General features: G+C 67.3%; 8 protein-coding genes. 7 read left to right on the forward strand and 1 reads right to left on the reverse strand.

Annotation, left to right across the window (positions count from 1 at the left end; translation table 11 throughout):
- Positions 1–27: 27 nt before the first annotated feature.
- The 7 genes from UAJ10_RS20070 to leuA all read left to right on the forward strand — a co-directional run bounded on the left by UAJ10_RS20070 (position 28) and on the right by leuA (position 11,218).
- Positions 28–1,626, forward strand: coding sequence for a S10 family peptidase (locus UAJ10_RS20070; RefSeq protein ID WP_322916997.1), 1,599 nt, complete (start codon positions 28–30; stop codon positions 1,624–1,626).
- Between the two features lie 266 nt (positions 1,627–1,892).
- The gene (locus UAJ10_RS20075) at positions 1,893–3,467 is read left to right on the forward strand and encodes a S10 family peptidase (RefSeq protein WP_322916998.1); all 1,575 of its coding nucleotides are present in this window, start codon (positions 1,893–1,895) and stop codon (positions 3,465–3,467) included.
- A 139-nt stretch (positions 3,468–3,606) separates the two neighbouring features.
- Positions 3,607–5,640 carry a S9 family peptidase gene (locus tag UAJ10_RS20080; RefSeq protein ID WP_322916999.1) on the forward strand — a complete coding sequence of 678 codons (2,034 nt, stop codon included), beginning with the start codon at positions 3,607–3,609 and terminating at the stop codon, positions 5,638–5,640.
- A gap of 29 nt (positions 5,641–5,669) precedes the next feature.
- Positions 5,670–5,918: a hypothetical protein gene (locus tag UAJ10_RS20085; protein ID WP_322917000.1), complete on the forward strand. Its 249-nt coding sequence runs from the start codon at positions 5,670–5,672 to the stop codon at positions 5,916–5,918.
- Positions 5,919–5,965: 47 nt separating this feature from the next.
- A complete protein-coding gene (locus UAJ10_RS20090) occupies positions 5,966–6,676 on the forward strand; it encodes a hypothetical protein (protein ID WP_322917001.1) in 711 nt (236 codons plus the stop codon).
- 187 nt (positions 6,677–6,863) lie between these two features.
- Entirely contained in the window at positions 6,864–8,993 is a 2,130-nt protein-coding gene (locus UAJ10_RS20095) for a TonB-dependent siderophore receptor (protein WP_322917355.1), read from the forward strand.
- Between the two features lie 557 nt (positions 8,994–9,550).
- Entirely contained in the window at positions 9,551–11,218 is a 1,668-nt protein-coding gene (leuA, locus tag UAJ10_RS20100; protein ID WP_322917002.1) for a 2-isopropylmalate synthase, read from the forward strand.
- Between the two features lie 23 nt (positions 11,219–11,241).
- Here leuA and UAJ10_RS20105 read toward each other — a convergent pair whose 3' ends face one another.
- The gene (locus UAJ10_RS20105) at positions 11,242–12,159 is read right to left on the reverse strand and encodes a LysR family transcriptional regulator (RefSeq protein ID WP_322917003.1); all 918 of its coding nucleotides are present in this window, start codon (positions 12,157–12,159) and stop codon (positions 11,242–11,244) included.
- Between the last annotated feature and the right edge of the window lie 11 nt (positions 12,160–12,170).

Raw genomic sequence — 12,170 nt, forward strand, 5'->3', positions numbered from 1 at the left:
TACAAAATCCATGGGCAGGAGCAGGGAATGAAAAAGATGGCAGGGGCGAACCGGACGGTGAAATGGGTGGCGGCGGCGCTGGCCGCCGTGCTGATGACCGGCGTGGCGACGACCCACGGCTGGGCCGAGGACAAGAAGGAGAAGGGTGGCGAGGACGGCCCCAAGGCCGGCAAGATCGCGGAACAGATCGAGGCCGCCACCGCCCGCGCGCCCATCGTGGAAACGGCCAAGGGCAGCGCCCACAGCGTCACCATCCACGGGAAGAGCATCCGCTACCAGGCGACGGCCGGCACCCTGACCATCCGGGACGACAACGGCAAACCCACGGCCAGCGTGTTCTACGTCGCCTACACGGCGGAGGGCGCGCCGGCGACCAAGCGGCCCGTGACCTTCCTTTATAATGGCGGGCCGGGGTCCGCCAGCCTGTGGATGCACATGGGCCTGGGGCCGGTGCGCGTGCGCACCAGCGCGCCGGACAACACGCCGCCGGCGCCCTACGTCTATTCCGCCAATGAGGACAGCATCCTGGACAAGACCGACCTGGTCTTCATCGACGCCGTCGGCACCGGCTATTCCCGCCCGCTGGGCGATGCCAAGGACAAGGACTTCTGGGGCGTGGACCAGGACGTGGACGCCTTCGCCCGCGCCATCAACCGTTACGTCACCATCAACAACCGCTGGAACTCCCCCAAATTCCTGTTCGGCGAGTCCTACGGCACCACCCGCTCGTCCGCGCTGGCCAACCGGCTGCAGCAGGATGGCATGGACCTGAACGGCGTGGTGCTGCTGTCGTCCATCCTGAATTACGGCATCCGCCAGCCGGGCTTCGACAACATCTTCGTCTCCTACCTGCCCAGCTACGCCGCCACCGCCTGGTATCACAACCGCATCGCTAACAAGCCCGCCGACCTGCCGGCCTTCCTGCAAAAGGTGCGGGACTACGCGCGCGGCCCCTACACCGTGGCGCTGGCCAAGGGCCAGGACATCACGCCCGAGGAAGAGGACGCGGTGGCCAAGCAGTTGTCGACCTACACCGGCCTGTCGGTCCCCTTCCTGAAGCAGGCCAAGCTGCGCGTCAGCCTGCAGCGCTTCCGCAAGGAGCTGTTGCGCGATGAGGCCAAGACGGTGGGCCGCCTGGACAGCCGCTTCCTGGGCGTGGACATCGATTCCGCCGGCGAGGGACCGGAGTACGACGCCTCCTCCAACGCGGTCACCAGCGCCTTCATCTCCAGCCAGCGCGCCTACATCAACGGCGACCTGGGCTATAAAACCGACCTGGATTACCGCCGCAGCGCCGACGGCGCCATCGGCCAGTGGGACTGGCACCACAAGATCGAGAACCGCCGCATGGAGATGCCGGACGTGGCGCTGGACTTGGCGCAAGCCATGCGCCAGAACCCGCACCTGCAGCTGTTGTCGCTGAACGGCTGGTACGACATGGCGACCCCGTTCTTCGGCACGGAATACGACATCGGCCACATGGAGCTGGAACCGGCGCAGCGCAAGAACGTGACCTTCAAGTATTACCCCTCGGGCCACATGGTCTATCTGAACCCCGACGCGCTGAAGCAGATGATCGCCGACCTGGACGTCTTCTACGACAAGGCGGCCCCGGCCGCGCCGTAAGGCAAACACGGCATCTCGGGCACTAATGCCAACGGCATGAAAACCTCATGCCGTTGGTAGCCCGCGACTGCGGGCGCCGGAGATTTCTGGGGAGCCGGAGGCGGACTGGAAATCGAGGACAAGCCAAGGCCGCGGATGCGGCCGCCCGGGGCTTGAGGCTCCACCAAATAAGTCATGATGTCGCTCCCCAGCGCAACGGGCTGGACAGCGGGCTTGTCATCAAACATCAAACAATTTGATGACAACCCGCAACAGGGAGCGTGGGGATGCGTAAGACGATCGTGGCGTTGACGGCGGTGCTGCTGGCATCCGTCGCCGTGGCCGGATGGGCGGACGACAAGAAGGACAAGGGGGGCGAGGACGACGCGCCCAAGGGCGGCAAGGTGGCGGAGCAGATCGAGGCGGCCACCGCCCGCGCCCCGGTGACCGAGACGGCCAAGACCACGTCCCACACCGTCACCATCAAGGGCAAGAGCATCCGCTATCAGGCGACGGCCGGCACGCTGACCATCCGCGACAATGATGGCAAGCCCACGGCCAGCGTCTTCTACGTCGCCTACACGGCCGAGGGCGCGCCGGCGGCCAAGCGGCCGGTTACCTTCCTCTACAACGGCGGCCCCGGCTCGGCCAGCCTGTGGCTGCACATGGGCTCCTTTGGGCCCGTCCGGGTGCGCACGGCCAGCCCGGACAACAACGCCCCGGCGCCCTATACCTTCACCGCCAACGACGACAGCCTGCTGGACAAGACCGACATGGTGTTCATCGACGCCATCGGCACCGGCTATTCCCGCCCCCTGGGTGAGGCCAAGGGCAAGGATTTTTGGGGGGTGGACCAGGACGTGGACGGCTTCGCCCGCGCCATCAGCCGCTATGTCAGCCTCAACAACCGCTGGAACTCGCCCAAATTCCTGTTCGGCGAATCCTACGGCACCACCCGGTCCGCGGCGCTGTCCAACCGGCTGCAGCAGGACGGCATGGATTTGAACGGCGTCATCCTGCTGTCCTCCATCCTCAATTACGGTATCCTGCAGCCGGGCTATGACGAGGGCTACATCGCCTTCCTGCCCAGCTACGCCGCCACCGCCTGGTACCACAACCGCATCCCCAACAAGCCCGCCGACCTGGCCGCCTTCGTGCAGCAGGCGCGCGTTTTCGCGCGGGGCCCCTACGCCGCCGCCCTGGCCAAGGGCCAGACGATATCGCCGGAGGAGGAGGACGCCGTGGCCAAGCAGCTGGCCACCTTCACCGGCCTGTCGGCGGACTACCTGAAGCGCGCCAAGCTGCGCATCGACCTGTTCCGCTTCCAGAAGGAACTGCTGCGCGACAAGCGGCAGACGGTGGGCCGCTTCGACAGCCGCTTCCTGGGCGTGGACACGGACGCCGCCGGCGAGGGGCCGGAGTACGATCCGTCCGACAGCGCCATCAACAGCGCCTTCGTCTCCAGCCTGCGCGCCTACCTGGCCGGCGACCTGGGCTACAAGACGGACCTGGAGTACCGCCCCGGTTCCGACGAAGCCAACGACCAGTGGGACTGGCACCACAAGGTGCCCAGCGTCGGCAAGCTGGAGGTGCCGGACGTGGCGCTGGACCTCAGCCTGGCCATGCGCCAGAACCCGCACCTGCAGCTGCTGTCGTTGAACGGCTACTACGACATGGCGACGCCATTCTTCAACACGGAGTACGACATCAACCACATGGCGCTGGAGCCGGCGCAGCGGAAGAACGTGACGTTCAAGTATTATCCGTCCGGGCACATGATCTACCTGAACCCGGACGCGCTGAAGCAGCTGGTCGTGGACCTGGACGCCTTCTACGACAAGGCTACCTCGGGCGGCGCATAAGGACGGGCCCCTTCGCCCTGTCCCAACAGCCACTTGCCGGGTGATGGGCTTGGCCCCATCTTCGGTCCATTCCGCCGCCGGCGTTCCCCAGGGGATGCCGGCGGCCAACAACGATGCCAACGAAGATTGGGGGTAAGCGATGCGTTCTGCCGCTCTGGCGCTGGCCGTGATCCTGGGCACCACTTCCCTCGCGGCGGCAGCCCCGCCCCCGCCGGCCACCAGCCCGGCCGCCCCCCTGATCGAACGCGCCAAGTTCTTCGGCAATCCCAGCCGCACACAGGCCAAGCTGAGCCCGGACGGCAAGTGGCTGTCCTGGATCGCGCCGCGCGACGGCGTGATGAACGTCTGGGTGGCCCCGGCCGGCGACCCGGCGAAGGCCAAGGCCCTGACGGCGGAGAAGACCCGCCCCATCCGCCAACATTTCTGGTCGCCCGACGCCAAGATGATCCTGTTCGTCAACGACAAGGGCGGCGACGAGAACTTCGTGCTGTACGGCGTGAATGTCGTCACCGGCGAACAGCGCACCCTGACGCCGCAGGAAAAGACGCGCGTGGACATCGTCGGCACCAGCCGGCACATCAAGGGCCGCATCCTGGTGGGCCTGAACAACCGCGACCCCAAGTGGTTCGACGTCTACAGCCTGGACCTGCCCACGGGCAAGCTGACCCTGGTGTTCAAGAACGAGGGTTATGCCGGCTTCGTCGCGGACGAGTCCCTGAAGCTGCGCCTGGCCGCCAAGTCGCGGCCCGACGGCGGTTCCGACTATTTCCGCATGGCCGGCGGCAAGGTCGACGCGACACCCGTGGCCAGCGTGGGGCTGGACGACAGCCTGACCACCGCGCCCGCCGGCTACACCGATGACGGCAAGACCCTGTACTGGATCGACAGCCGCGACCGGGACACGGCCGCCCTGATCGCCCAGGACGCGGCCACCGGCGCCACCCGCATCGTGGGGCAGAGCCCCAAGGCCGACATCAGCGAAACCCTGGCCGACCCCAAGACGGGTGTGGTCCAGGCCTATGCCGTGACCTACCTGCGCACCGAATGGACGGCGCTGGATCCCAAGATCGGCGCCGACCTGGATTACCTGAAGGCCCAGTTGAAGGGCGACGTCCACGTCACCAGCCGCACCGACGACGACAGCGCCTGGACCGTGGTGGTGGACCCGGTGACGGCGCCGGCGGCCACATACCGCTATGACCGCGCGGCCCACACCCTGACCAAGCTGTTCGTCAACCGGCCGGAGCTGGAGGGCGCGGAGCTTGCCGCCATGCATCCGGTGGAAATCAAGGCGCGCGACGGCCTGACGCTGGTCTCCTACCTCACCCTGCCGGCGGGCGCCGACGGCAAGGGTGACGGCCACCCCGACCAGCCCCTGCCCCTGGTGCTGTTCGTCCATGGCGGGCCCTGGGCGCGCGACGGTTACGGCTATAACGGCTATCACCAGTGGCTGGCCAACCGGGGCTATGCCGTGCTGTCGGTCAACTATCGCGGCTCCACCGGCTTCGGGAAGAACTTCATCACCGCCGGCAACCTGCAATGGGGCCGCAAGATGCACGACGACCTGATCGACGCCGTCGACTGGGCGGTCAAGCAGGGCATCACCACCAAGGACAAGGTGGCCATCATGGGCGGGTCCTACGGCGGCTACGCCACCCTGGCCGGCCTGACCTTCACCCCCGACGCCTTCGCCTGCGGCGTGGACATCGTGGGACCCAGCAACCTGGCCACCCTGCTGAAGACCATCCCGCCCTATTGGGAGGCGGGCAAGCAGCAGTTCTACAAGCGCATGGGCGACCCCACGACGGAGGACGGCCGCCAGCTGCTGCATGACGCCTCCCCCCTGTTCAAGGCGGCGGACATAAGCAAGCCGCTGCTGATCGGCCAGGGCGCCAACGACCCCCGCGTCAACCAGGCGGAATCGGACCAGATCGTGAAGGCGATGAAGGAAAAGAACATCCCCGTCACCTACATCCTGTTCCCCGACGAGGGCCACGGCTTCGCCCGGCCGGAGAACAACATCGCCTTCAACGCCGCCGCCGAACAGTTCCTGGGCGCCTGCCTGGGCGGCCGGGCGGAACCCTTCGGCACCGCCTTCAAGGGCTCCAGCATCACCGTGCCGGATGGGGCGCAGTTCACGCCAGGGCTGCAGGCGGCGCTGGCGGCGAAGTAAGCGCGAAACGGGACAAGGGTGTGGCGGGTATGATGGAGGATAGGGCACGGGCGCATCGGATGGGCATGGCGGCGGCCCTGCTTCTCTTCCTGTCCCTGCCGGCGGCGGCGCAGACCGCCGCCGACACGCCCGCCGCCAACCCGCCCGCTGCCAACCCGCCCGCCGCCAACGACAGCCCAACCACCGTCACCATCACCGGCAACCGCTTCACCGTCGAGACGCTGACCCGGGCGACGGAAGGCTTCGTCCAGGACCATGGCCACCCCTCCCCCGGCTGAACCAGCTGACCCGGTGGGAGCGTCCCGTCTGTCCGGAGGCGATCAACGTGCCGGCCGACGTGGCCACCTTCCTCACCACCCGCATCAAGACGGTGGCGGGCCAAGTGGGCGCGCCGACGCGGGAGGGCTGCAAGCGCGACATCGAGATCATCTTTTCCGACAAGCCCCAGGCCGTGATGGACGCCGTCGCCGACAAACGGCCCTTCCTGCTGGGCTATCACTTCGTCAACCAGACCAAGACCGTGAGCAAGGTCACCCAGGCCATCCAGGCCTGGTACGTGACAGCCGTGCGCGACGGCGCGGTCACCGTGGTGGACGACCCCTATTACGCCTCAGGCATGCGTTCCGACGATCCCTTGAAGGACCAGTTCCACGGCAACGGCGGCAGCCGGCTGTCCCACGACATGGCCAGCGTCTTCGACAACATCGTCGTCATCGTGGACACCACCAAGATCGAGGGGGAGACGTTCGGCAGCTTGGCCGACTATCTGGCCATGCTGGTCCTGGCCCAGCCCGCCAGCGCCGTGGGCCAATGCAACCCCCTGCCCAGCATCCTGAGCCTGTTCACGGACGCCTGCCCGTCCGCGCAGCGGATCCGGGCGCTGAGCCCGGCGGACAAGGCCTATCTGGAAGGGCTCTATTCCATACCCCCGGACGCGGTGGGCAGCCTGCAACGCGCCACCATCGCCACCCACATGCTGGACAGCCTCAAGTTCAGCGCCCTGGCCCCGGACGGCCGGACAGCAGCGGCGAAGTAAGACCCGCGACGCCCCCGGCGCCTACGGCTGTACGCCAGCGGCCGGCATGGCGCCAAGCCGCCCCTGCCAAAAGCGCCTAACGATATTGTTAAAATCGATGTTGCGATCGTTTCTCATTATCAGTATCAGGATGCCCAGCCCACCCTGACTGAATAATGGAATCACGATGAAAAAGTGCGCCGTGTCGATGCTCGCCCTGTTGGCGGCGATGCAGGCCCCGTTGCGGGCCGAGGCCACGGAGGCGATGGACACCGCCGTGGACACGACGACAGCCGCCACCGACACCGGCCAGGAAAAGGCCCTGGACGACATCGTCGTGACCGGCACGCAGGCCCCCTCCTTCAAGGCGGAGGTGGTGCAGGTCGGCGCCTTCCGGAACCAGTCGCTGCTAGACACGCCGCTGACGGTCGCCATCCTGCCGCGCGCCCTGCTGGACGCGCAGGGGGCGCACGGGCTGGACGACGCGCTGCGCAACACGCCCGGCGTGACGCAGCAATCCACCAGCCCCCTGACCAGCAACAACTTCGTCTCGCGCGGCGTGCTGATGAACGCCCGCACCAATTACCGACTGAACGGGTCGCTGCCCATCATCAACCTGGGCCCCATCCCCATCGAGAACAAGCAGCGGGTCGAACTGCTGAAGGGCGTGTCGGCGCTCTATTACGGCATCAGCACGCCGTCGGGCATCGTCAACGTGGTGACCAAGCGGGCGGGGTCCGACCCCGTCACCAGCTTCACCCTGAACGGCGACAACAACGGCAGTTTCGGCAGCGGCTTCGACATCGGGCGGGAATTCGGCGATCACAACGAATACGGCGCCCGGGTCAACGGCTACGCCTCGCGCATCGGCACGCCGGTGAACGACGTGGACGGCCGGCGCTGGCTGATGAGCGGCGCCTTCGACTGGCGCGCCACCGAGCGCCTGACCTTCAAGCTGGATGCCGAATACTACCGCCGCGAAATGGATGAGCCGGGCGGCATCACGCTGCCCACCGCCGTGGGCGCCAAGGGCGGCAACGGCGGTACCATCATCCTGCCGTCCATCCCCGATCCCAGCCTGCGCTTCGCCCCGCTGAACGCGCCCTACAACACCTGGGCCACCAACGTGGTGGGCCGCGCCGACTACGCCATCACCGACGACTGGTCGGCCCGGGCGGAGTTCGGCGTCGCCTCCACCCGGCGGCAGCGCACCATCGCCAACCTCGGCGGCGTCAACCTGGCCACCGGCGCCGGCACCGTGACCGGCACCTACACGCCCGATCAGGAATACCGCAACCAGAACCTGCGGCTGGAGGTGTCCGGCAAGCTTGACACCGGCCCCATCAGCCATGAGTTGCTGGTGGGCTTCAGCCGCAACCGCCAGACCCAGGAGGACCAGCACCAGCAGTCCTACGTCGGGGTGAAGCAGAACCTGTACGATCCCGTGGACGTGGCCTACGACACGCTGAAGTTCACCACCACCCGCCTGCTGGCCGGCAGCGTGAACATCGACACCGGCGGCTATGTCATGGACATGGCCCACCTGGGCGACCATTGGCTGCTGATCGCCGGCGCCCGCTATGTCGACTACGACACCAGCTCGGCCGCCAGCAACTACGCGGTTCAGACGGTCACCCCCACAGCTGGCCTGGTCTACAAACTGACGCCCAAGTCCAGCCTGTACGCGACCTATATCGAGGGGCTGGAGAGCGCCGGCACGGCGCCGGACGGCACCACCAACGCCGGCAGCATCCTGAACCCCATCGTCAGCAAGCAGGTGGAGGTTGGCGGCCGCATGGAAGTGGGCGGCGCCATGATGTCGCTGGCCTGGTTCCATATCGACCGGGGCCTGGCCTACACCGACATCCACAACACCTACGTCCTGAACGGCCAAGCCATCCACCAGGGCGTCGAAGCCTCCGTCCAGGGCGAGGTGCTGCCCGACCTGTCGATCATGGTCAGCGGCCAGTACCTGAACGCCCTGCAGGAGAATACCGGCAGCGTCTACCAGGACGGCAGGCGGGTGGAGAACACGCCCCGCTGGTCCGGTTCCATCTTCGCGGAATACCATCCGGACTTCCTGGACGGCGTGGGCCTGAACGCCGGCGTCTACTACACCGGCGACCGCGCGGCGGATGCGCAGAACCGCGCCACCCTGCCCGCCTACACGACGCTGAGCCTGGGCGCCAGCTACAAGACCCAGGTGCAGGGCAATGGCCTGACCCTGCGCGTCAACGCCGACAACGTGACCAATGAGCGCTACTGGGCCACCGGCGGCCCCACGCTCTACTCGGGCATGCCGGCCACCGTGCGCTTCTCGGCGAGTTTGGATTTGTAAGTTGTAGGTGTTCGTTTTCCTCAAGCGCCGGCAGGCCCATCCGGGCCTTTGGCTGTCCTCGTTCCGCTCCTGCGGTGCTCACTCCGGCGCCCGCCGTCGCGGGCTACCGATGACGGGAGTATCCCTCCCGTCATCGGCTTTGTTGAGCGAGCGACCAAAGATTGTCGCCAACGCCCCGGCATCGACCCTTTGATGCCAGGGCATGGCCGCCCTTGAAATTTCATGAGCGTGTTCGCTTGACACGCCGCCCGGATGCCGCTTTTATCCTGCGCATCATGACCGACACCGCGACCACCCTGCTGCTTCTTATGAACCCGGCCTCCTGAGAGGACCGGGGATTTCGTCATAAGTTTGCGCAAGGTTCGTGAGTATCCAAATGTCGTGTCGCACCGCCCCGTTGATGGGCCTCTCTGACAAAGCCAAAGCCGCCCCCAGCGCCCCCGCGCCGCGCCTGCTCCTTATCGGCGGTCGCCGGGCCTGACGGCCATCCGGCGGCTGTAGATCTGGCCGTATTCACCTTCCCCGACTGAATACATTGCAGCAGAGACGCCCTGACCATGTTGCGCGACCCCTCCACCAAGTACCGCCCCTTCGCCCATGCCGACCTGCCCGACCGCACCTGGCCGTCCCGCGCCATCACCCGGGCGCCGCGCTGGCTGTCCACCGACCTGCGTGACGGCAACCAGGCCCTGATCGACCCCATGGACGCGGAGAAGAAGCAGCGCTTCTTCGACATGCTGGTGAGGATCGGCTTCAAGGAGATCGAGGTCGGCTTCCCCTCCGCCTCGCAGACGGAATTCGATTTCGTCCGCGGCCTGGTGGAAGGCGGCAAGGTCCCCGACGACGTCACCATCCAGGTGCTGACCCAGGCGCGGCGCGACCTGATCGAGCGCACGTTCGAAAGCCTGCGCGGCGCCCCCCGCGCCATCGTCCACATGTACAACGCCATCTCCCCCGCCTGGCGCCGCATCGTCTTCGGCATGGACCGGGCCGGCATCAAGGACATCGCCGTCAAGGGCGTGACCATCCTGCGCGAACAGGCGGAGAAGTATCCCGAGACCGACTGGATTTTCGAATACTCGCCCGAGACCTTCAGCACGGCGGAGCCCGACTTCGCCCTGGAGGTGTGTGAGGCGGTGCTGGACGTGCTGCAACCCACGCCGGACAAGCCCGTCATCCTGAACCTGCCGGCCACGGTGGAGGCCGCCGGCCCCCACATCTACGCCGATCAGATCGAGCGGTTCTGCCGCCAGATCAGCCGCCGCGACAGCGTCGTCATCAGCGTCCACCCGCACAACGACCGGGGCACCGGCGTGGCGGCGGCGGAACTGGCGGTGCAGGCCGGCGCCGACCGTGTCGAGGGCTGCCTGTTCGGCAATGGGGAGCGCACGGGCAATGTCGATCTGGTGACCCTGGGCCTGAACCTGTACACCCAGGGCGTGGATCCGGGCCTGGACTTCTCCGACATCCAGTCCGTCGTGCAGACGGTGCAGTACTGCAACCAGATTCCGGTGCACCCCCGCCACCCCTATGCCGGCGAACTGGTGTTCACCGCTTTCTCCGGATCGCACCAGGACGCCATCAAGAAGGGCTTCGCGGCGCAGGCCGGCCGCAACGACCAGATCTGGGACGTGCCCTATCTGCCCATCGATCCCACCGACCTGGGCTGCGGCTATGAGGCGGTCATCCGCGTCAACAGCCAGTCGGGCAAGGGCGGCATCGCCTGGGTCCTGGAACAGGACAAGGGCCTGAAGCTGCCCCGCCCCCTGCAGATCGACTTCAGCCGCGTGGTCCAGGGCTATGCCGACGAGACCAGCCGGGAGATGACCGCCGCCGACATCTGGACCATCTTCCAGGACACCTATTGCCTGACCGGCCTGCAGCGCTTCGAACTGATCGACTACCAGGAGACCGGCGCCGCCGGCAGCCGGGAGCGCATGTTCGTCGGCCGCATCAGCGTGGGCCGGGAGGAGCGTAGCGTGAGCGGCCGGGGCAACGGCCTGCTGTCCAGCGTGCTGGCCGCGCTGAAGGCCGATTGCGGCGTGGACCTGGACATCGTCGATTACCAGGAACACGCCATCGGCCACGGCGGCGACGCCCGCGCCGCGGCGTACGTCGAGTGCCGCACCGGCGATGGCCGCAAGGTCTTCGGCGTGGGCATCGACACCGACGTCGCCACCGCCTCCGTCCGCGCCGTGCTCAGCGCCGCCAACGGGGCGGGCTGACATCACCGGCTGACATCCTGGGCTCAGGGCCGTCCCGTATGTGGACGGCCCTGGCCCGGCGCCCGTGCGAAGTCGATGAAGGCGCGCAGGGCGGCCGGCAGGTGCCGGCGGCTGGGGTAATAGAGGAACAGGCCGGGGTAATAGGGGCACCAGTCTTCCAACACCCGCACCAGGCGGCCGGACGCGACCAGGTCGGTCACGCGGGCGTCGAACACATAGGCCAGGCCCGTGCCGGCCAAGGCGGCGTCCACCATCAGGTCCTGGTCGCTCAGGGTCAAGGGGCCGTCGACCTCCACATCCAACGCCACGCCCGCCCGCTCGAATTCCCAGCGATACAGCGCGCCGCTGAGGAAGCGGTAGCGAATACAGGGCTGGGCCCGAAGGTCATGGGGGCTGGCCGGCACCGGATGGCGTTCGAAATACCCGGGTGATCCCACCACGGCGAAGCGCTGGCGCGGTCCCAGCGGCAGCGCGATCATGTCGCCGGCGATGCTTTCGCCGAAGCGCACCCCGGCATCGAAACCACCGGCCACCACGTCGACCAGCGCGTCGTCCACCACCATCTCCACCCGCACGTCGGGGAAGGCCGCCAGAAAGCGCAGCACCAGGGGCAGCAGCACAAGGCGCGCCGCCGCCTGCGACGCGTTCAGGCGCAGGGTGCCGACAGGCTGGCCCCGCAGGCTGTTCAAATCCTCGATGGCGTCGTGGATGTCCAGGAAGGCCGGCCGGATGCGGGTGTACAAGCGCTCCCCCGCCTCGGTCAGGGCGACGCTGCGCGTGGTGCGGTTCACCAGGCGCAGATCCAGCCGTTCCTCGATAGCGCGCAAAGCGTGGCTGAGGGCGGACGGTGTCACGCCCAGTTCCACCGCTGCCTTGCGGAAGCTGCGATGGGTGGCGATGGCCAGGAAGACGGACAGCTCCGCCGGATCGATGCGCTTCATGGGTCGGCATT

This window comes from Nitrospirillum guaranorum (assembly GCF_034653275.1).
GTDB lineage: Bacteria > Pseudomonadota > Alphaproteobacteria > Azospirillales > Azospirillaceae > Nitrospirillum.